Below are 20,661 nucleotides of genomic sequence, written 5' to 3'. Positions count from 1 at the left end.
CTCTTCCACTAAATCCGATGAATGAATCCAGTCTACAAACATCAATGTGAAAGAGATGTTGTTGACATCTTTTTCACGTTCTTAGTGAATAATGTTCGGTTAAGACGAAGTCTTATTTTCGAAAACCCGTCCACTTGGAGAGAAATACATGAAACGCGTACTTTTAGTCGAAGATAATCGAGAAATCGCAGGCATGCTGTTCGATTATTTTGAGTGTGCAGGTATGGAACTCGATTATGCAGACAACGGCGAGCTCGGCTTGAAACTGGCGATGGAAAACACCTTCGACATCATCTTGCTCGACCTCATGTTGCCACGCATGGATGGCCTGACCATGTGTAATAAACTTCGCGACGCGGGCAACAACACACCAGTGCTTATGCTGACTGCACTTGATAGCCGTGACGATATGCTCAAAGGCTTCCAACATGGTGCGGATGACTATCTAACCAAGCCTTTCGACTTGGATATTCTTGAAGCGCGCATGATGGCACTGATCCGCCGTTACCGTGGCACTGTCGCGTCGAGTAAGTTGGAATACGGCGAAGTCTCTATCGACCAAAAAACGCGTAAAGCTTACCGCCAAGATAAACTGCTGGCGCTAAACCCCACCACTTACACCATTCTGGAAATGCTTGTGAAAAGCGCGCCAGACGTAGTAACACGTGAAGAAATCGCCTTCCAACTTTGGCAAGAGAACGAGCCGAACAACGACGTTCTGCGCAGCCACATTTACCAACTTCGCAACCAACTTGATAAGCCATTTGAACAACATGTGCTTATCACCGTACCGAAAGTTGGCTTCCGCTTGGAGACAGGTGCATGATCAATCGCTTACTTGCTAGCACGCAAAGCACACAAAGTATGACAGGGCGACTCGCTCTGTTTTTCTCTTTTGTGTCTGTCGTGATTGGCATCTTCTGCTTTTTGTTGATTACCGGCTCCCTGCTTTGGTCTGAAGACCGTGTCGGCGAGCGTCGTATTATGGTCGACAAAAAAGAAGCGATTGAACATTTCCAGTCCCACCCAGAGCAAGGCAGTATTCAGCTTGACCTGCTCACCACCGCTTACAACGACATCTCATTGGTTGCCGAGCGCTACCAAAAATACCTGATTGGTCAAAAGCACTTTCTTGATGAGGTAGAAGACGGTGAATACTCGCGCATGGTTTACATGAGTACTTACACCTACAAAGGCGTTGAACATCCCGTGATTCTGGTTTCCTTGATTGATGAAATCGAGATCACCTCAGAGGAATTCATTCTCGTCGTCGCTATGGTGCTCTCCATTGTCGCCGTGCTGGTGTTCCTATTTGGTAGTCTGTTGTTGCGTTTGTCACAGCGCTTGATTGAACCCGTCAATGCGCTCAAAACTCAACTCGATCATCACCAAGGCGATGCCACGCAAACTTTTAGTGTGCCTGAAGGCTCGGCCAAAGAGTTCCAAACCCTTGCGGATGAGTTGAATGAGTACCGCCATAAAATCAACCAAGTCATAAAGCGTGAGCAAGCCTTTGCACGATACGCAAGCCATGAACTGCGTACACCATTAACCGTGATGAAAGGCTCAAGCAGCTTACTGGCGAGAAGTGCGAACACAGATTTCCAAACCCGCCAAGTGAACCGAATTCAGGATGCAACGCAGCAGATGTCGACTATGGTGGATGCCCTACTCGGCTTAGTGCGTTACGAGCGTAATGCAGATGATTCACCAGTGCGCAGCATCACCGAAGAAGAACTCAACCAAATCATCTTCCAAAGCCAAGCTCAGGCGGATGAGAAAGCACTCAGCTTTGATGTACAGATCGACGGCAACCCAAGAACGCGCGCGACCAATGCCGTGCTAACCATTATTCTTGGCAACCTGATTCGCAACGGCATCGCCGCGACACCATCGGGATCAATTCATATCAATATGGATGAGAACACCATCTCGGTGCGTGATGAAGGCGAAGGCTTTTCGACCATTCCGCACTCTGATGGGCACGGATTAGGTTTGATGATTGTGGACGATTTGTGCCAACGCTATGGCTGGCAATTTAAGATTGGTACACATCCAGAAGGTGGTTGTGAGGCGGTGATTGATCTTGCGTCAGAACATCAAGAGGCTTGCTCAGAGTAACTTCCTCAGCGCTTAACTCAATTGAGAGGTATCGACATTTGCTCAGTCTCAAAACGAGCAATTCGATACCTCTTTCTAATTCCGATTGAATGAAATCTTATGCTGCAAGTGCTGCTAGTCGATTGAATGCTTGCGATGCCGATTCCGACGCTTCACATACAGAAAACATATCTTCGATAAAGTACTTCAACGCTCTGGATTCAATGGTTCGGATTGCCGCTTGCTGTTCGTCCGATAAGTAACCGTAAATGCTTGCCGCGCCAAAGTCGCCGAAGATCATCTCACCTTGGTCATTCACCAAAGTGTTGTGCGCATACAAATCACCATGGCACACCTTGTTATCGTGCAGATGATTAAACACGTCCACCATTTGCTCCACAATGGAATTCACTTGCTCGACCTTCAGCGTAAACCCTTGTGGGAATGTATCTCGAGTGCAAGTTTCCAGTGTTGGCGGTAAACCTAAGTTGTAGTAACGGTTTGGGATCAGCTCCATCACCAAAGCAAGCTCATTACCATCGTCTACTTGCGCGATGGATTTCACCAAGTTGTTGTGATGCCCGGCTTGTAAACATGCTTCAAGTTCATCATGTGGGTAACCGTCACTGGTCACTTCGCCCTTGAACACTTTCACCGCCACTTCGTTCGGGAAGTCATATTGAGCGTCAGTCCAGTTAGCATGAGAAATCACACCACTCGCACCTTGGCCAAGAACATGATTAAGCGAGTAACTGTTTGTCGTCACTTTCGGCACACTGTCTAACGAAGATGGGTGTTTGCAGAATGGGTTACCTGCGAAAGCAAACCATGCCAATTTAGGCAGCTTCATCAACACATCCGGGAAGTGCTCTAACTGGTTCGCAGATAAACGAATCAATTCTAAATTGACCAAGTTTTCCATGCTGTTTGGCAGTTGTTTGATGCGATTGCCCGCCAATGCAAGCTTTCTTAGGCGCGGTCTTTCACCTAGGCTGTTTGGAAGAACTTCAATCTCGTTGTCGGTCAGAATCAACCAACGTAACTGAGTTGGTAGTGAGGCTTCACTCACCACTTTGATCTTGTTGGTTTTAAACCCAACCATCTCAAGGTTTGGCAATTGACCCAAGACCTCTGGCAGATGGGTGAAACGATTGTTGGAAGCAAAGATGATTTTTAGCTTGGTCAGCTGTTCCAACTCTGGTGGTAAATCTGACAGTTCGTTGCCAGACAAATCTAACACTTCAAGCGTTTCTGCAAGCTCTAAAATTTCCATAGGAAACTCCGTTAGCCCTTGCGCTAACTTCAGTTGTTTCGTTCCTACTAATTGTCCTGTTTTTAATTGTTCTAGAGTTTGCAAAACCAAGCCTTCTGATTGAGTTGAAATAAGCGGCGTAGTCTACTTGGCTTGAGACAGAAAGGCGAGCCATGGAATTGAATCCCCTGAAACCAAAGCGGCCAAAACATCAGGAATAACCGAAATGGATGTACTGAAACCCAGACTTTTTATCTGGGTTTAATGGCGTTACACTACGCGCCCTTTTTAACGGCAAGGTCGCGTGGTTGGACACGTCAGCAGTAGCATGAAACTCTCTGAAAGCCCGATAACTCAACACAACTTCAACGGTCATACGTTTTTCCTTAAGCGTGATGACATGCTGCATTCTCACTTTTCTGGGAACAAAGCACGTAAGTTTATGGCGTTGATGGAAACGCAGAACAGCGACATCAAAACCCTAATCAGTTATGGCTCTGCCCAATCCAACGCAATGTACTCGCTTGCCGCTCTGGCGCAAATCAAAGGCTGGAACTTCGAGTTCTACGTTCAACATATTCCGTCTTGGCTTAAAGACTCCCCTATCGGCAACTATCGTGGTGCGCTTGATTTGGGTATGAGTATCACAGCGATGCAGGACATCGAATCTACTTTGCATCCAACCGAATACATCGAACAGGTTCGTGGTTTGGACGACACGACCTTGGTGGTTCCAGAAGGCGGTAAAGCAAAAATTGCCGAAGCTGGAGTAAAGCAATTAGCGCGCGAGCTTCTTGATTGGACTCGCCTTGAAGGCAAAAAACAGTTTGTTGTGGCCTTGCCATCAGGAACTGGAACCACTGCGCTTTACTTAAGTAAACATTTGAAGCCACACGGAATCGAGGTTGTTACCTGTGCTTGTGTCGGTGATGCCCAGTACCTCACTGAACAATTCAACACGCTAGAAACAGACAATCACCCAACCATTTTGTCGGTACGCGATAAGCACCATTTCGGTCGTTTATATCAAAGCGATTACGAGACGTGGAATGCACTCTACGATCAAACCAACCTAGAATTCGATCTGTTGTATGACCCTTACATGTGGCAATGCTTGCAGCCATGGTTGGCAGAAAATGAAGATAAGACGTTGATTTACATCCATCAAGGCGGGTTGCTTGGCAATGAATCCATGTTGCCGAGATACCAAAGAGAGTTTGAGTAAGCTAATTGGTTCTTCCAATAGGCCACAGCGCTAGTTAATGGTTATGATTCGCTATCGGTTATTAAACTGTCAGTTCTTAACTGCTAGTTATTAAGCTTTCGTCATTAATAACCAATAATTAGCGCTTCATGCTTTCCTAAAATAAACCATCAATATATCTACCCACCCTTCGCATTAATATTATTTATTGCATCATCCTCTCATTTTAATAAACATTATTATCATTAAATACCTTACCCTGCGTGACTTTCGTTCTGACTATAGATTTAGTAACTAAGCAAAAAGAATTGGTTGTTTTGTCTATAGTGCGTTCTTTTATTTGCCGCTAAGCTATCACCAATTAAATCCAAGAGGCGATATTAATGAAGCGTCCAACATCAACACGTGTGAGGGGAGCTGGCTACTCGCCACTTATCGAATCCACACCAACTACGTCAAACAAACATTCAACTGCTAGCCGTCATTCGAACACAAGTCACCAATCCAGTTCACAGAACAGTGCGCCAGCAAGCTACAGCTCGTCAGTCCACGACTATCAATCTCAGGCTGAGGCGGAATTTGAATGCCGAATTAAAATCCATGCGCCAAAAGACGATTTAAATACACTTCGACCGGGTGTTTTTTCTCTGGCAAAAACGCAAAAAGAACCGCTTATTAAACGCTGGGGAAAATTAGAGAAAACCCAACCGTCGCCCTGTACTGTATTATCAGCAGCATGTTTCGAAGCCGAAGACAAAACCCTTTTACACGAACTTTTTCAAGACGTCGGCTTACAACAAAAATACACTGTCACGCCAAAACCGATCGGCAGTGAATATACCAATGCTGAATTCATTCCTTTTATTCCTGCCGTCGAAACCAAAGGTCTACTGGGTTGGGCAGCGCAAGGCTTTTACTATTATTTCCATGATGGAAAGTTAATGCATGAAATGGCGATTCTTGGTAACGACAAGTTTTCTTGGCAAATGACCACTTCCAACGCCCATGGCATTACAGAAATACTGGCCAGCGCCAAAACATTCAACACCGTACTGGTACCGGTCGCAATCGAGGGTAAGAAAGCCGCACCCCAGCATATTTTCTACCGTCAAGAGAAGCTCACCAACGATGAGCTTGCCGAGATTAACCCTACTTGGTTGGAGCAAAATGCAACGCTCATTGATATTGCTGCGCTTAAAGCGATTGTGAAACAGTCTTTGTTACCAAGAGAAAGTACGACGACACAATCGAACAACGAAATGAGCAAAGCGAAGACCCATAAAGTCAGTACCAACGACGATGGAACGCCGGAACTATGGACGGATATTGCGCCTCAATATGGGTTGTCTGCAAAAGCATTGCTCAAGCTTAATCCGAGCTATGAAAGCGATCCGATCGCACTCAAAGTTGGTGATGTGTTGAATGTTAGTGCGGCTCAACAACCACAAAAAGCGACCAATGCTGAGCAAATATGTCCTCAAGACACCTTCACAGTAGGCCGAGCCTACCCGCTCGGAGACGTTTGGGGAAAGTACGCAAAACGCGATGTGTGGGGAGAATATTCGGACTTAACGCAGCCCTCTTCAGTGATCAATATATTTAATCACGCAGGATTGTCGCAAAACACGCCAGTATTAAATGTGCAAAAAATTGAAAGCCGCGTATTACGAGTGGCCGTTTCTTTCGTCGAGGACGACATACAGTTGACGCACATAACCAGCCTGTCTTCGGTCTAGTTTTTATGGCTTGCTGCTCGACAACGCAAATCAAGATGCCACTTGAGGGAGAGTCTCCCTCATCACTCATATTCAAAATAAGTGAACACACGCATGTACGGTGAAACGAACACTTCGGCGGCTACCTCAAGCCAAGCGAAAAAAAGAAAGAACGATGCCTCCAACACTGCGCAAGGAGGTTCTGCAACTAAGCGCTCGCGCGAGGATCAAACCAGAGAAAACGCCGACAAGTGGGAAGCGTTTCAACGAGATTGGCAAAACCACGTAGAAGAGAACAATCTCACTATCGCAGACCAAGCCGCTGAGGCACTAATACGCTTTAACTACCGCTACGTCGTTAACGACAACACAGGTGCGCTCAAGTATGAGCCTGTCAGTGTCGATCAGGTTTTGAATAACTACCGCGAACTGGAGCGTGTCTACTACCGCCGACAAATCCACGATCCAAGTCCGGTGCAAACTCGACAACAAAGCCAACAGTCAACGTCACCAAGCGCTTCTCATTTTGAAGTAATAATCGCGCCTCAATCCACCATGGGCACTGCTTTAATCGTTCCCTCCGTCGGTATGCCGAAAGAGTTTAAGATCAAAGAAAAACTGGAGGACTTGTATTGGTACACAGAAGGCAGCGACAGACCCGTGTACTTGTTCGTGCACCAAAGTGAGCTGAACTTATATCACGAGCAAGTGGGGACACTACTTCAAGCCGCTGGCGTAGGTTTGGTTGGGTGGTCATTCGAATCTGGCACCGTTGGTTTTGGTGCAACAAGAAAAGCCGTCGTCGATTTTTGCAAACTCAAACAACTCAAAAAAGTCACCATGATGGACTGCAATGTGTTGATGTCTGAAATGGATCTTATCTCCGCGGCGGAAGAAGCCACATCGGAAGTAAAAGATGACACCACCTTGTATATCTCGCTTGGTGTAACAAGTGGAGACACCTACGAAAAAGGCTCAAAAGCGCCGAAAGGGTTACTCAACGAGGGCGCTGTAAAAGGCCGACCAATCGAGCAGTTCACCATGCTCAACCGCAATGTGTTGTTTGACCCTGCGTTTATCTCATCTTCCGAAGACATTGATGTCTCTAACGATATGAAGTTCTTCAACAGCATCAATCAGCAAAAGTCGATTGCTCTAAAAGACTTAAAACTGCACCAAAAACTTAAGGATGAATTGGCGATTCAGTACCCAAGAATCAACAAACTCCGTTTAAGCCCAACATCTCAGGTTTACAACGAGCGGTTCACTGCGCATCTGACTCAAATTGCTCAGAAAGAGCAGAACATGGTGATTGAAGTCAAAACCGGAACCGAATCAAACGCGCAAAAGCACAAAGTGACGGTGAAAGCGCTCAGTGAATTTATTGCAACAAAGCTTGGGAAAGATGCTCTTCGCATTCAATCTCTGATCATTGAAAAGATGCTGGTGAAGTACAAAGACATGAGCATGAACTCGGGCTATCAATATGAAGCGGAAGGGCTGGAAGAAACACAAACCGCGCTGTCCTCTAGCAAGCGAGCATCGAACAAGAACAGGGATGCCTAAGTCAGCACAAGAGGCCGATTTCCCTTGGTAAGCTATTTAAAAAAATCAGGTTACCAAGGGAGGAGATTTCAAAGTTCGAGGTTACGCATTCAATTCCAACTGCCAATACCCGACAGACTTCTTCTCGCCGAACTTAAGCCCGATATTAGGAAACTCCCCTACCTTCTTGAAGCCCAATCTCTCATGCAATCGGATGCTTGACTCGTTAGGCAACGTAATCACGCCAATCACGTTCTTAATCTGTTTCTCTTTCAGGTTATCGAGCAAGTGTGAATACAAAGTGCTGCCAATACCTTTACTGGTGATGCCCTGCTTCACGTAAATAGAAGGTTCAACAGTAAAGCGATAAGCAGAGCGCGGCTTCCATCGATTGGCATAAGCGTATCCCAATACTTGGCCGTCGACCTCGGCTACCAACCAAGGTAAGCCTAAACTCAGCACTTCTTCTATTCGTTGCTGCATCACCTCGACGGAAATAGGTTCTTCCTCAAAAGAAATCGACGTGGACTCCACATAGTAATTATATATTTCAACAATTTGAGCTGAATCCGTGTCTTTAACTTCTCTAATTTCCATTTGTCATCCTTAATCCCTAACACATACCCAAAGTGAACTAGGAGCTAAACCCCAGTACCCTTTATCCGGCTTTAAACCTTTTCTACAGTCGCTTTTCCATGAGTAAAAGATCCCAAACCTCGTTATCAAAACAACGGGTTCCTGATTCATGAGAAGTCACTTTGAAACCAAGCGATTCATAGCAATTCTTCGCGACCGTATTACGCTCAAACACCGCCAACGACAAGACTTGAGCACGGTGCTGAGTTTGAGACAGTTCGATGAGCTGCGTGAGCATGACCTTTGAAATGCCTTGCCCTCGAAACGCGTTAGCAATGAACACACGACAAATACGAAAGTGTGAATCTGAAACTTTGAACAGCTCAACATACCCCGCCTTCTTTCCGTCGCAAATAAGGATAAACGGGAAGACTTCAGGTTTGGAGCAATGAGCAGTGATTTGTTCATCATCCAAAGGGAAATGAAAGTTTGGGCCTCCCCACTGGTAGTTCAATTTTTCTGAATCAATCCAGCGGATGAGTACCTCGTAATCTTCCTTTTCAAATGCTCTCAGTTCCATCTTTGCCTCTGCCATGTTTCACCGTAACAATTGTCTACGACTGCGGTTGTGCTATTTAATGAGCCCTAAGATCTCTTTAAACTCTGGAGCTCGGCAATCTTCTACCATTTCATACAAACACATTTCGACGCCCGTTAGACCAACGCCATTCGCGGTCAGTTTTGCAAGCGCTAGCGCTTTGTTCGCTGGCGTTCGAGAAGAGACACAATCGGTCACCAATTCCACTCGGTAACCCATTTGACGCAGCGACACCGCGGTTTGATACACACAAATGTGCGCTTCGATACCACAAACTAGCCAAGTGTCGACTTTGGCATTTTCTACCGCGAGTTTGAATGTCGGTTCTTTGCAACCATCAAAGGTGTACTTAGCGATGGGTAAGTGATCTTTCGCGAGCACTTCACGAATCGGCTCAACCGTTGGTCCTAAACGATCTGGGTTTTGCTCCAACCACACTATCGGCAAGTTAAGCGCTTTTGCGCCTTTGACTAACTTGGTGGTGCTTTCAATCAGTGCTTCGCTTTCGTGCATGAGCGTTGCCAACTTACCTTGCACATCGACAACAATCAGTCCGGTGGTGTTTTTCGATAACATTCTCATCTCCTATGAGCAGCTTAAACATCATTCTGCTCAAGCCTTTGAATAAAACGAATGTACCAGAAGCGCAGGATAATCAGATCGGCAAATTCGCAAAATTATTGTCCGCTCACGCTATTTGAATCGTTCTCGAAACAGTTCAATCAGCACTTTTACCTTGTTTGGTAAAAACAGATTGGATGGATAAATCAGAGTCAGGTGCTGCTTAGGATGCGTAAACTCTGGCAGGACTTCCACTAACATGCCGTCCTCCAATGCTGGCTTGGAATGCACTTGAGGAATAAACGCAATGCCATTGCCTGCGATAGCCATAGAGCGAAGCAAATTCAAATCATCTGATTTCAATGCCACATGCAGTTCAGAGTCGAGTAAGTCCGCATTGTAACGGTTGGTGAGCAAACGATGATGCTTTAAATCTTCCATGGTTTTTAATGGTGAATGCGCCTCTAGGTAGGCTTTAGACGCAACAAAATGGCTGCGATAAGGCAACAAGCTGAACTGAACATAACTGTCGTCCGACACTTTCGCCACACTAGGAAGAAGCTGAAGATCGAACGCCTGACGCTTGAGATCGACACTCTCTTGGTGGTTTTCAATCTCCACCGACATCTCTGGGTAGCGCGTGGTGTATTCGTTAATGATCCAGTTAAACGCGGCTGAGCTCATCAATGCAGACGGAATCGCGACGCGTACCTTGCCCGTCAGTTCTTGTTGATATTCGTGCATCACATTCAAGCCTTGCTGAATATGCTCAATCGGTTGTCCCACCAGCTCAAACAGACGCTTGCCGTGCTCGGTCAACTCAATGGTTCGCGTGGTTCTAATCAGCAATTGGCAGCCTAGCGCTTTTTCCAATTCCTGTAGTCTGCGGCTCACTTTGGAGCGCTGTAATTGGTTAGCATCTGCGGCAGCACTGATGCCTCCGTGTACAACGGTTTGGCTAAACAGGTGAAGATCATCAAAACTTACGTTCATTGTCCTACTTTTAGGTCATTCATGCACTTAATGTCATTCTACTGAACTGTGACCAACTTCTCTATAATCGCCTGTCTTATTTGCTTGTTAGCGCCATAAATTCAGGTATCTCTTATGACAGCGGATCATAAATTCAAACACTGGATGCGAACACTTATTGTCCTGTTCATTGTACTCTTTTTCTACATCATCATTGCTGACCGTCATGCGCCAATCACCACCGAAGGGCGAGTTCAAGGTTACGTAGTGCAAGTCGCGCCAGAAGTCTCCGGCAAAGTGACCGACGTGCTTATCGACAACAACCAGTCGGTACACAAGGGTGATGTGCTATTCAAAATCGATGACCGCAAATACAAAATTGCCCTAGAGCAAGCGGAGTTGTCATTGCAATCGGCTTACGAAAAAGAAGCCACTCTTTACTCACAGCGTGAAGCGGCATTGGCAAACATTGCACGAGCAGAAGCGACCTACAATAACGCACACCGTGAATACTCACGTTTGCAAAAACTGTCGAAACAGAAAGTGATTTCTCAATCCACTTTGGACAACGCTTTCGCACAAAACCAAGTGTCACGAGCTGCGCTCAAAGCAGAACAACAAAACTTGAAAGTGATTGAAGCACAACTTGGTGACAAAAAAGGCCAAAGTACGGCAGTTCGAATTGCGAAAAACGGCATTGAGAAGGCTCAGCTAGACCTAACCAACACCGCAGTCCTAGCTCCGAGCGATGGCGTGGTAACGAACCTACAATTGGAAGTCGGCACTATGGCAAACACCAACATGCCATTGCTCACGTTTGTCCCAACAGGCTCAATGTGGGTAGCTGCGGATTTCCGTGAGAAGTCTGTGGCAGGAGTAAGCAAAGATTACCACGCAATGGTGGCATTCGATGCAAATCCAGGTTCTGTGTACGACTTCGAATTATCGAGCCGAGATTACGGTGTCGCAGCCGCACAACAAACTCCAAACGGTGCACTGACCAAAGTTGAAGTGAACAACCGTTGGGTACGTGATGCACAGCGCACTCGCGTAAACCTGACCAGCGAAGAAGCCTTACCTTCCTCTCTGTTCGTCGGTTCTCGTGCCACTATCGTCCTTTACCCAGACAACAGTCCGTTCTGGGCAATGATGGCACAAGCTCAAATCTACCTTGCTAGCTGGTTCCACTTTATCTACTAGGCGGCTGCGATGAAAACCTTACGCATTTGGTTCGGCTGCTCAATGGGTTTGGCATTGAGCATGCTCTTTGGTTGGTCTTACGGCTTCTTTGCCGTCATGCTGCCACTGTTCGTGCTCGGCCGTATGGATCACTTCAGCCTGCCACTGGTATTGATGGTGCTGTTCTCGGCGGTTTGGACGACGGTTCAAGCCACCTTTATCCTCGAATACTTACAGTTCCATCCCACTCTGATGTTCGCGGCAGTAGGCATTATGATGCTGTTTAAATGCATCGCGATGATGAACCCAAAAACCTACTTGTTTGGTTACATGGGACTGCTGGTAGGCTCGATCGTGCTGAACTTTGCAAGCTACGATTTCATGGATATTGAAGAGTTCAACGTCAACCTTTGGGTGATTTCGTTCAGCAATATCTTCGTCTGTGCCCTCGCCTATTGGTTATTCCCAGAGCCAGAATCGAAGATCTTACAAACAGAAATGACCACGCCAGTAAAAAGCGACATAGACTACATCAGCCAAGTTGCTATGGGGTGGGTGGTAGCGATGGCGGCGTTTTTGGTGTTCCAAATAGGTGACTTGTATGACTCACTTTCGGCACAAGCTTCGATCCTCATTATCCTAACGCCAATGACACTCGCAGGCTCAATGGCCATGGCGAAAATCCGTATCATTGGCACAGCGCTAGGTTGTATCGCGGGTATGACGGTGCAGTTAATCTTGGGCAGTTGGTTTGGTCATGGATTGCTGTTCTGGCTGGCGTTTACCATCGCTATGGGGCCATTCTGTTTGTGGCTAACAAAAGGCCAAGTCAAAGCCGCCATTGCGTTCTCGGCGATGTCTGCTCTGTCTGTTCCACTGACCACGTCATTAGTGCCTGAGCAGAAAGACGCGTTCTTCTCCATCTTGTACCGATTCAGTTCGATATTCGTGGCAGTGCTGCTGACCGCAATGGTGATGTGGGTGGTACACCACTGGATTCGCGTGATGTTATTGAAGCATCCAGAGATGAAGAACGTGGAATTGAATTAACGGGAAACGGGAAACGGGAAACGGGAAACGGGAAACGAAGCATGCCGCTCACCTTGCTAGGAGCGGCATTTTTATTAAGAACCGGTCACCCTGAACGACGAGTAACGAAGTGATTCAGGATCTACCCGTAGAGTGCTGTTAAGTTTTGAGGTTATCGCCACTTCCCAGCGAGAGGTGAGCAGATTCCTAGTCTCGTCTAGACTCGCTGGAATGACCCAACTTTGGATACACTCCACATATAAGAGTATCGCGAGCAACGTATCTACCAACGTCCGTCATCCTGAACAACGAGGAACGAGGTGATTCAGGATCTACCCACCGAGCGCTATGAAGTTCGGAGGCTATCGCCATTTCCCAGCGAGTGGTTAGCAGATCCCTAGTCTCGCTTGGACTCGCTGGAATGACCCAACTTTGAATACACTCCACATATAAGAACATCGTGAGCAACGTACCTACCAACGTCTGTCATCCCGAACAACGAGTGACGAGGTGATTCAGGATCTACTCGCAAAGTACTTTGTAGTCCTGAGGTTATCGCTATTTTCCAAGCGAGTTGTGAGCAGATTCCTAGTCTCGCTTAGACTCGCTGGAATGACCCAACTTTGGATACACTCCACATATAAGAGTATCGCGAGCAACATATCTACCAACGTCCGTCACCCTGAACAGCGAGGAACGAGGTGATTCAGGATCTGCCCGCAAAGTGCTTTTAAGGTCTGAGGTTATCGCTATTTTCCAAGCGAGTTGTGAGCAGATTCCTAGTCTCGTCTAGACTCGCTGGAATGACCCAACTTCGGACACATACCCAATATAAGAATATCGCGAGCAACGTATCTACTAACGTCCGTCATCCTGAACAGCGAGGAACGAGCATGATTCAGGATCTACCCACCGAATGCTGTTAAGTCCTGAGGTTATCGCCATTTCCCAGCGAGTGGTTAGCAGATTCCTAGTCTCGTCTAGACTCGCTGGAATGACCCAACTTTGGATACACTCCACATATAAGAACATCGCGAGCAACGTATCTACCAACGTCTGTCATCCTGAACAACGAGGAACGAGGTGATTCAGGATCTACCCACAAAGTGCTGTTAAGATCTGCAAACTACTTTACTTTTCAGTGCGTGCTTTTGCGTCTTACGATGTGCGATGAGATTACAACCCCTGTGAAACGATAACTCTATTAGTTTCAACATTCTTACAAGCTCTTCGCACGATGGCAGCAGCGTCCTTCTTTCTTATTTACTTGTCGCCTCAATCCGTCTAAAAATCCATCCATTAACCACAAAACTCAAACTCTGGGCGTAACTATGCTAAAAAAGTTAGCTGCAATTTTGGTCGTCGTCGCTGCCACGGTTACCGTCTTCGCGAGCTCAGTTGATGATGAAAGACTTGTGCTCTGTGCTTTAGGTAGCAATATTGCCCTCTTCAATGACAGCGCCTGCTTAACCTATATCGAGACCTTCAATCTGAGTGAAAGCTATATTGATTCAATCAACTCTGAGCTTGGCATTATGACGATATTGAACTCAGATCATGAGAATAAGTTCAAAGTCGCCAATGTGCTGTTACAACAAGGGGCAGATATCAACAGCATCAACACCCTAGACGGACTTTCTCTTCCACCTTTACACAGTGCCGTTTTATCTGACGATTATGAGTCGTTTCTATACCTCATTGATCATGGAGCAAGCGTTGAAGCTCTAAGCTCGCAAACTAGCGAAAGCTTGTATGACTTCACGAACAGGCTACTTAAGCAAAATCCGACACCGGCAAGAGCCAATATGTTGGAGTTTATTCAAAGAATGATTTAGAGAAGCTTGTCATTAATCATCGTTCGCAAACAGAAAAACCAAGAGTCTGACTCTTGGTTTTGTTTATCTAGGGGTTGATAACTGAATATTGAGTATTGCTAAAGACTCAACCCACCAACTCTTTTCGAATGATCTCTGCGCCTGCGCTGAGTGCATTAAGCTTTGCCGTTGAAACTTCACGAGATAGAGGCGCCATGCCGCAGTTTGTGCATGGGTAAAGTTTGTCGGCATCGACGTACTTAAGAGCTTCGCGAAGAGTTTCTGCAACTTCTTCTGGTGTTTCAATCTCATTGGTTGCTACATCAATTGCGCCAACCATCACCTTCTTGCCGCGGATAAGTTCTAATAGTTCGATAGGCACGCGCGAGTTATGACACTCAAGCGATATAATATCGATGTTGGATTTTTGCAGCTTCGGGAAAACCTCTTCGTATTGTCGCCATTCAGAGCCCAATGTTTTCTTCCAATCCGTGTTGGCTTTGATGCCGTAGCCATAGCAGATATGTACTGCAGTTTCGCACTTTAGCCCTTCAATGGCGCGTTCTAAGCAAGCTATGCCCCACTCGTTCACATCATCAAAGAACACATTAAATGCTGGCTCATCAAATTGGATAATGTCGACGCCTGCCGCTTCAAGCTCTTTGGCTTCTTGGTTAAGAATCTTTGCGAATTCCCAAGCCAGCTTTTCACGGCTACCGTAGTGATCATCATAAAGTGTGTCGATCATCGTCATGGGCCCCGGCAGCGCCCACTTGATCGGTTGTTTGGTTTGTTGACGCAAGAACTTCGCATCTTCCACAAACACAGGTTTGGTTCGGCTTACTGGGCCAACGACCGTCGGTACACTCGCGTCATAGCGGTTACGAATGGTCACGGTTTTGCGGTTTTCAAAGTCTACTCCGCTAAGGTGTTCAATAAAGGTTGTCACAAAGTGTTGGCGTGTTTGTTCACCGTCACTGACAATATCGACCCCTGCTAGTTCTTGCTCTTGTAAAGAGACACGCAGCGCATCGCGTTTGCCATCAATTAGCTCGTCGCCTTGCAGTTTCCACGGTGACCAAAGCGTCTCTGGTTGAGCCAGCCAAGAAGGCTTAGGTAAGCTGCCCGCCGTTGAAGTCGGTAATAGTGTTTTCATCGTTATTCCCTTCTAGATTCTCGTTATTGATTACGCGTAATTTGCAGACCATTGCTCAAGGATGGCTTGATAAGGCTTAATGAAGTGCTTCTCAGCAAACTTCCCTTGCTCTTTCGCAAGCTGGCTGCGCTCTTCGCGGTCATAAACGATTTGGGTTAACGAGTGATCGAGATTCTTCAAGTTCGGTTGGTAACACTGGCCGGCTACCGCGTTCGCGTTGTAAATCTCTGGGCGATAAATCTTTTGGAACGTCTCCATGGTACTGATGGTGCTGATAAGCTCTAGATTCGAGTAGTCATTCAACAAGTCACCGAAGAAGTAGAACGCTAACGGAGCGACACTGTTTGGCGGCATAAAGTAGCGCACCTGTAAGCCCATCTTTTTGAAGTACTGTTCGGTCAATGACGATTCGTTTGGCTGGTATTCAAAACCCAACACTGGATGCTGGTTGTCAGTACGGCGGTAAACCTTGTTGTCCGACACACTCAAACAAATCACTGGCGGCTTTTGGAAATGTTGTTGGTACGATTCCGACTTCACGAACGCTTTAAACAGTTTGCCGTGCAACTCACCAAAATCAGCAGGAATGCTAAATTGAGGCTGGTCTTTGTTGTGGTCTAACAGCAGAACGCTAAAGTCGTAATCGCGCACATAAGAAGAGAAGTTGTTACCCACAATGCCTTCGATGCGTTCATTGGTTTTGCGGTCAATAATGTTGGTTTTAAGCACTTCAATGGATGGGAACGCTTCGCCACTGCCTTGGATATCCATATCCACAGAGATGATTTCCAACTCGACACTGTAACGATCGCCATTTGGGTTATCCCAATGCGCCAAGGCATTAAAACGATTGTCGATCATACGCAGTGCATTGCGAAGGTTATTCTGGCGGCTGTCACCACGAGCTAGGTTGGCAAAGTTGGTCGTGATGCGCGTGCTGTCTGATGGTTGGTAGTTCTCATCAAAACGGATGCTCTTAATAGCAAAGTTGAAATCGTTATTCATGGTGAGTTGGTATCCTATTTCCTTAGATAAACGCTGACTGATTCCTAACTCTGTTCTTGGGGATGGTTGTGTTTTTTGATTTTCCCAATCGTCAGTGTGTGCAGCGTTTACTTCGAAAATTCAGTTCAAAAACAGCTGTCACAGTGCCTAACACCAGAGCAGTCTGTTTTTTATACTTGCTTCGTTACTTGAATAACATTGGTAATACTTCACGTTGAACATGAAGGAATTTCATGGTTTGAGGAAAAAACTGTCTAGTGCGCGTTACGCATACAGTCGATAAAGACCTCCATTGCAGGCGTGACACACTTTCCGGCATGGTAGCCACACAGTGGTTTGATCATTTGTGGTGCGTCGGTAAATGCGAGCTCTTGCAGACTGCCCTCTTGCAGTTCTTTTTCAACAGTGAAACGAGGCAGATACGAGATACCGATATTACTCTCTACACAGTTTTTGATGGTGTTAATGCTGCTCAGCTCAATCATGTTATCGATGCTGATGTTGCGCTCTTGGATGATGCTCTCAAAAGTCTGACGGAAAAGGCACTTAGGACCATTGCTGATGAACCCCAAATCAATGTGTTGATCCCTTTTCTGTAAATCCAATCCAGTTAAAAGCGGCGAAGCAACAAGGACTAACGGCTCTTGTTCAAACTCATGCACCTTGAGTGAATCATCATTACCGACACGATAAAACACACCCAAATCGGCTTTATCAGCAATCAATTCATCACGAATCTTGTAGCAGTTTTGTGATTGCAGAGAGAGCCTGACCTTCGGCGCTCGTATTCTGAATTCCTTCAAAACATTGGCCATTTTATAAGCGAGCTGAGTTTCTGCGATTAAAACCTTCAACTCTCCTGTCGGCTCAGAACTTTCCTGCTGTGCCGTGCCTTCAATGTTTTCCATCACTCGTGCGAGCTCATAAACGTACGGAAGAATCTTTTCTCCTGCTTGAGTCAGCACCATTTTTCGGCCGATCTTTTCGAACAACTGCAATGAGAGATCTTGTTCTAACTGTTTGATCTGAAAAGTTACTGTCGACTGAGTGCAATAAAGCTTTTGCGATGCTTTAAGAAACGAGCCTTCCTCAACAATGGTTTTAAACGTAAGGAAACGCTTTAGATTCATGACCAAACTCCTAACTGAATAGTTCAAAAAGTTAAAACTCTCAGTTTAAATATATTCAATTTTTTAATTGATTAACGCGAAGTATAGTGCACAAAAAACAGGAGAGATAGAGATGAGTGCCATCTACACCGCATTTTTCACCTACGTCATCATTACTTCGATCACGCCGGGTCCCAACAACATTTTGTCGCTCAGTGTTGCAACCCAGCACGGGCTAAAGCGTTCTACCAAAGTCATTTCTGGGATGTTCTGCGGCTATATTGTTTTGATGCTGTTGTGTGGTGTTTTCACTTATCACATGGTCAGCCTGCTTCCTGTAATTACACCTTGGCTCACATGGGTGGGTGCGGCTTACATAATTTGGTTAGCTTGGGGAATCGCGACAAGTGATATCAAAACTACATCAAAAGATTCTGAGGGCATCACTTTCTTAACAGGTTTTGGTTTGCAGTTCGTGAACGTGAAAATCATTCTGTACGGCGTAACATCTATCTCGACATTCGTGTTGCCTTACACACAAAACATCTACTGGATCTTAGCCACCAGCTTAGTGCTCGCGTTTATTGCATTGGCGAGCAACTTGATCTGGGCAATCACCGGCAAGCTGCTTCAATCGCAATTTCAGAAGTATGGCAAAGCGATCAATATGACCTTAGCGGCGACACTGCTTTACTGCGCGGTACAGTTGTTTGTTTGAGGTTGGGGTGATGAGACGCAGCGATTTCTGCGTCTCAAATTGTAGGCGGAGAAGTGGTTGGCTTTGAGTGTACTGACTCAAAGTTGGGCATAAATGATTTAGAGCTAAGTCTTGTGATAACGGTATTCGGATTAGTTTGTTTTAAAAATCTATCTTATCAAGCCACTCGGCATGCTTTATGCGCTCTTCTTGCTGCCATTTCAAACTCCAAACCCAATCATCTAGTCTTGGCGAGCAATCAGAACACTTATCACAGTGACTTTGCTTGAATCCTAACGCAAACTTTGGACCCTCAGTGTTATCGAATGCTTTGATTAACAAGTTCCCAGTTCCAATTGTGTGTTTATGCTTTAAACAAGTCATGATAGGCATACTCAAGGAGTGCATTCCTAACTGTTGAGCGATCATCCCTCTAGGTCGATAATCAACAAACATATGTTCACAATGACCAATAACATTTGTAGGGTCATAGTTGGCTAAACCTATAGCAATGAACTGCCCCTCTCTCGAAGCAGGATCATCTGGGTCCATACCCAAATTTTTAGCCATATCAGCAAAGAACTGCTTTTGCTCTTCAATGCTTGCTTCAAAAAGTGGCTTTGGTTTCTTCTGGTTAGCAATTATGGGGTCCAGACAATCAAGGAGCTCTCGTGAGTCTGGGAAATGATCGAGAATTAGCTCTCTCATATCAAATTGAACAATATCTTTTAACCCTTTCTGTATGCTAATGAATAGGTACAAGTGTTCAATTTTTCCAAGATCTCTAATCATTGCTAGATAAGTTAAAGACATGTAGATCATGCTTTCAAACCATTCATCTAGAAACGTAATGGCATCATCCGTCCCCCTAGTTTTGTGAATCGACTTAAACATACCAATTGACATTGTTAAGTCTTTCATCACATCAGCCAAAATGTTGAACTGACTTTGTCTAATCAAACGATGACACAAGTTAATGATTTTCTGTAGTAGCATGCACGCTTCATGGTATTGAGTGTTAGCTGCGCGATTCATATACAAAAATTCAAAGCTGTCAGTTTTGAAGTGAGCATTCGTATGATGAAGTGCATTCAACTGTTCAATTTTAATAAAGAAAACTGTACATCTGGCCTTAGCTATCGCAGTTAGACGATAAGCTGACTCTCTTTGCTCTCTTGCGCAGCGTACAAGATAATCACATAGCTTTAGCTTCTCTAAAGCTTCATCGCTTTTTAGTTGCGTGTAGGGCTGAATATCAAAAGCAAAAGAGTAGTACAAAGCTGCAATGAACCTGTCTTTTGACGGTACTATTGGAGAGTTAATAAGATCACTCGCTTGTTTAAACACTTGAGGATATGCCCTTTTAACCATCAACCTTTCTAACTTGATATGGTAAGCCGTGAACAGAGCATCACCAACTTGTTCGATACATGTGTTCAAAGCATCTGGTTGAAGGGCTTTACAGTTGTTAACTGCAAGCTTCAGATCTCGTAAAGACAGAAAGTCCCAACATTCTTGAACAGACACCAGCAATTTATCGAATGCTGCAAAATCGTTCCTTTCTAGCTTATTCTCAACGGGTAAATGGACGGTCAAAGTATCAGCAGATGAGTCAATTACTTTCCCCAAGATCTCTTGATTGTCAGTAATAGAAACCCAGTAAATATCTTCGCTAGACACTTCAACAACCACCAATATCACTGGAATATTGAACTTGAGATAATATAGAAGACGGGCGCGAGATACCGAGAAAGACAACTTCTGTCCATCATCAATGAATGAGCAGTTCTCTTGACCTTTAAGCTGAATTTTAAATACGCTCTCTTGACCAAGAGCTTTTCCGGTTGAGTCTTTCAGCTCAATTTCACAATCAATGCCATGATCATCTTGGTCTTCTTGACTTCGAATAATCCAGCTAAGCGGCGCTTTGTAGTTAAAAATTCGGCCAGCGGCTGCGCCAATCTCACCTGCATTCATAGTGAACCCTGATACTGATAATCTTGAAGATTTTTACTCTAACAGGAAGCTACAATAATTAAAATTACATAGAGCAACTCATACTGAGAGTTAAGCCAAATTATTTTAAGTAGTCCAAAACTTGTATCGAAGACATGTAAACCTCACATCTCCAAACAAGCTTGGGGGCATT

The 20,661-nt window shown here is 45.4% G+C and carries 18 protein-coding genes; 9 read left to right on the top strand and 9 right to left on the bottom strand.

Going from position 1 to position 20,661, the window contains the following annotated elements:
* Positions 1–148: 148 nt before the first annotated feature.
* Complete coding sequence (locus A9237_RS14330; protein WP_005389368.1) at positions 149–826, top strand: response regulator transcription factor; 678 nt, start codon at positions 149–151, stop codon at positions 824–826.
* Positions 823–2,121 carry a sensor histidine kinase gene (locus A9237_RS14325; protein WP_041058243.1) on the top strand — a complete coding sequence of 433 codons (1,299 nt, stop codon included), beginning with the start codon at positions 823–825 and terminating at the stop codon, positions 2,119–2,121. The genes A9237_RS14330 and A9237_RS14325 overlap by 4 nt, the downstream gene beginning before the upstream one ends.
* A 97-nt stretch (positions 2,122–2,218) precedes the next feature.
* Here the strand turns inward: A9237_RS14325 and A9237_RS14320 are convergent, their stop codons facing one another.
* Positions 2,219–3,457 (bottom strand): leucine-rich repeat-containing protein kinase family protein, encoded by a 1,239-nt coding sequence (locus tag A9237_RS14320; RefSeq protein WP_078608440.1) that lies wholly within the window; start codon positions 3,455–3,457, stop codon positions 2,219–2,221.
* A 223-nt stretch (positions 3,458–3,680) separates the two neighbouring features.
* Here A9237_RS14320 and A9237_RS14315 point away from each other — a divergent pair, with 223 nt between their 5' ends.
* From A9237_RS14315 to A9237_RS14305, 3 genes are all read left to right on the top strand, one after another.
* Complete coding sequence (locus A9237_RS14315; RefSeq protein WP_039842282.1) at positions 3,681–4,577, top strand: 1-aminocyclopropane-1-carboxylate deaminase/D-cysteine desulfhydrase; 897 nt, start codon at positions 3,681–3,683, stop codon at positions 4,575–4,577.
* A gap of 362 nt (positions 4,578–4,939) precedes the next feature.
* Positions 4,940–6,292 (top strand): LysM peptidoglycan-binding domain-containing protein, encoded by a 1,353-nt coding sequence (locus A9237_RS14310; protein WP_078608439.1) that lies wholly within the window; start codon positions 4,940–4,942, stop codon positions 6,290–6,292.
* 93 nt (positions 6,293–6,385) lie between these two features.
* Positions 6,386–7,837 carry a hypothetical protein gene (locus A9237_RS14305; protein WP_078608438.1) on the top strand — a complete coding sequence of 484 codons (1,452 nt, stop codon included), beginning with the start codon at positions 6,386–6,388 and terminating at the stop codon, positions 7,835–7,837.
* An 81-nt stretch (positions 7,838–7,918) separates the two neighbouring features.
* Here the strand turns inward: A9237_RS14305 and A9237_RS14300 are convergent, their stop codons facing one another.
* From A9237_RS14300 to A9237_RS14285, 4 genes are all read right to left on the bottom strand, one after another.
* Positions 7,919–8,413 carry a GNAT family N-acetyltransferase gene (locus A9237_RS14300; protein WP_078608437.1) on the bottom strand — a complete coding sequence of 165 codons (495 nt, stop codon included), beginning with the start codon at positions 8,411–8,413 and terminating at the stop codon, positions 7,919–7,921.
* A gap of 82 nt (positions 8,414–8,495) precedes the next feature.
* A complete protein-coding gene (locus tag A9237_RS14295; protein WP_078608725.1) occupies positions 8,496–8,972 on the bottom strand; it encodes a GNAT family N-acetyltransferase in 477 nt (158 codons plus the stop codon).
* A gap of 51 nt (positions 8,973–9,023) precedes the next feature.
* Positions 9,024–9,566: a hydrolase gene (locus A9237_RS14290; protein ID WP_005435018.1), complete on the bottom strand. Its 543-nt coding sequence runs from the start codon at positions 9,564–9,566 to the stop codon at positions 9,024–9,026.
* Positions 9,567–9,683: 117 nt separating this feature from the next.
* The gene (locus A9237_RS14285; protein ID WP_038895249.1) at positions 9,684–10,544 is read right to left on the bottom strand and encodes a LysR family transcriptional regulator; all 861 of its coding nucleotides are present in this window, start codon (positions 10,542–10,544) and stop codon (positions 9,684–9,686) included.
* 114 nt (positions 10,545–10,658) lie between these two features.
* On the opposite strand from A9237_RS14285, the gene A9237_RS14280 reads away from it, so the two are divergent.
* The 3 genes from A9237_RS14280 to A9237_RS14270 all read left to right on the top strand — a co-directional run bounded on the left by A9237_RS14280 (position 10,659) and on the right by A9237_RS14270 (position 14,566).
* On the top strand, positions 10,659–11,723 hold the full coding sequence (locus A9237_RS14280) for an HlyD family secretion protein (protein WP_078608436.1): 1,065 nt from the start codon (positions 10,659–10,661) through the stop codon (positions 11,721–11,723).
* Between the two features lie 9 nt (positions 11,724–11,732).
* Positions 11,733–12,752, top strand: a complete 1,020-nt coding sequence (locus tag A9237_RS14275) for a DUF2955 domain-containing protein (protein WP_078608435.1) — start codon at positions 11,733–11,735, stop codon at positions 12,750–12,752.
* A 1,310-nt stretch (positions 12,753–14,062) separates the two neighbouring features.
* Complete coding sequence (locus A9237_RS14270; RefSeq protein WP_078608434.1) at positions 14,063–14,566, top strand: ankyrin repeat domain-containing protein; 504 nt, start codon at positions 14,063–14,065, stop codon at positions 14,564–14,566.
* Between the two features lie 106 nt (positions 14,567–14,672).
* Here A9237_RS14270 and A9237_RS14265 read toward each other — a convergent pair whose 3' ends face one another.
* From A9237_RS14265 to A9237_RS14255, 3 genes are all read right to left on the bottom strand, one after another.
* Positions 14,673–15,701, bottom strand: coding sequence for a methionine synthase (locus tag A9237_RS14265; protein WP_078608433.1), 1,029 nt, complete (start codon positions 15,699–15,701; stop codon positions 14,673–14,675).
* 30 nt (positions 15,702–15,731) lie between these two features.
* Entirely contained in the window at positions 15,732–16,706 is a 975-nt protein-coding gene (locus A9237_RS14260; protein WP_009706956.1) for a DUF1852 domain-containing protein, read from the bottom strand.
* A gap of 254 nt (positions 16,707–16,960) precedes the next feature.
* Positions 16,961–17,836 carry a LysR family transcriptional regulator gene (locus tag A9237_RS14255; RefSeq protein WP_009706958.1) on the bottom strand — a complete coding sequence of 292 codons (876 nt, stop codon included), beginning with the start codon at positions 17,834–17,836 and terminating at the stop codon, positions 16,961–16,963.
* Between the two features lie 112 nt (positions 17,837–17,948).
* On the opposite strand from A9237_RS14255, the gene eamB reads away from it, so the two are divergent.
* Positions 17,949–18,533, top strand: a complete 585-nt coding sequence (gene eamB / locus A9237_RS14250) for a cysteine/O-acetylserine transporter (protein WP_078608432.1) — start codon at positions 17,949–17,951, stop codon at positions 18,531–18,533.
* Positions 18,534–18,674: 141 nt separating this feature from the next.
* On the opposite strand, the gene A9237_RS14245 is transcribed toward eamB, so the two are convergent.
* Positions 18,675–20,489, bottom strand: coding sequence for a DUF4365 domain-containing protein (locus tag A9237_RS14245; RefSeq protein ID WP_078608431.1), 1,815 nt, complete (start codon positions 20,487–20,489; stop codon positions 18,675–18,677).
* Positions 20,490–20,661: the final 172 nt, after the last annotated feature.

It is taken from the genome of Vibrio owensii (genome assembly GCF_002021755.1).
Lineage (GTDB): Bacteria > Pseudomonadota > Gammaproteobacteria > Enterobacterales > Vibrionaceae > Vibrio > Vibrio owensii.
Note: the sequence above shows the minus strand (reverse complement) of the source record. Positions and strands in the feature narration are given on the sequence as shown.

Excerpts from the sequence above, each read along its gene's own strand:
- A9237_RS14275 (WP_078608435.1), top strand. The coding sequence starts at position 11,733 with ATGAAAACCTTACGCATTTGGTTCGGCTGCTCAATGGGTTTGGCATTG.
- A9237_RS14305 (WP_078608438.1), top strand. The coding sequence starts at position 6,386 with ATGTACGGTGAAACGAACACTTCGGCGGCTACCTCAAGCCAAGCGAAA.
- A9237_RS14315 (WP_039842282.1), top strand. The coding sequence starts at position 3,681 with ATGAAACTCTCTGAAAGCCCGATAACTCAACACAACTTCAACGGTCAT.
- A9237_RS14300 (WP_078608437.1), bottom strand. The coding sequence starts at position 8,413 with ATGGAAATTAGAGAAGTTAAAGACACGGATTCAGCTCAAATTGTTGAA.
- eamB (WP_078608432.1), top strand. The coding sequence starts at position 17,949 with ATGAGTGCCATCTACACCGCATTTTTCACCTACGTCATCATTACTTCG.
- A9237_RS14295 (WP_078608725.1), bottom strand. The coding sequence starts at position 8,972 with ATGGAACTGAGAGCATTTGAAAAGGAAGATTACGAGGTACTCATCCGC.
- A9237_RS14265 (WP_078608433.1), bottom strand. The coding sequence starts at position 15,701 with ATGAAAACACTATTACCGACTTCAACGGCGGGCAGCTTACCTAAGCCT.
- A9237_RS14245 (WP_078608431.1), bottom strand. The coding sequence starts at position 20,489 with ATGAATGCAGGTGAGATTGGCGCAGCCGCTGGCCGAATTTTTAACTAC.
- A9237_RS14285 (WP_038895249.1), bottom strand. The coding sequence starts at position 10,544 with ATGAACGTAAGTTTTGATGATCTTCACCTGTTTAGCCAAACCGTTGTA.
- A9237_RS14280 (WP_078608436.1), top strand. The coding sequence starts at position 10,659 with ATGACAGCGGATCATAAATTCAAACACTGGATGCGAACACTTATTGTC.
- A9237_RS14260 (WP_009706956.1), bottom strand. The coding sequence starts at position 16,706 with ATGAATAACGATTTCAACTTTGCTATTAAGAGCATCCGTTTTGATGAG.
- A9237_RS14310 (WP_078608439.1), top strand. The coding sequence starts at position 4,940 with ATGAAGCGTCCAACATCAACACGTGTGAGGGGAGCTGGCTACTCGCCA.
- A9237_RS14255 (WP_009706958.1), bottom strand. The coding sequence starts at position 17,836 with ATGAATCTAAAGCGTTTCCTTACGTTTAAAACCATTGTTGAGGAAGGC.
- A9237_RS14330 (WP_005389368.1), top strand. The coding sequence starts at position 149 with ATGAAACGCGTACTTTTAGTCGAAGATAATCGAGAAATCGCAGGCATG.
- A9237_RS14325 (WP_041058243.1), top strand. The coding sequence starts at position 823 with ATGATCAATCGCTTACTTGCTAGCACGCAAAGCACACAAAGTATGACA.
- A9237_RS14290 (WP_005435018.1), bottom strand. The coding sequence starts at position 9,566 with ATGTTATCGAAAAACACCACCGGACTGATTGTTGTCGATGTGCAAGGT.
- A9237_RS14270 (WP_078608434.1), top strand. The coding sequence starts at position 14,063 with ATGCTAAAAAAGTTAGCTGCAATTTTGGTCGTCGTCGCTGCCACGGTT.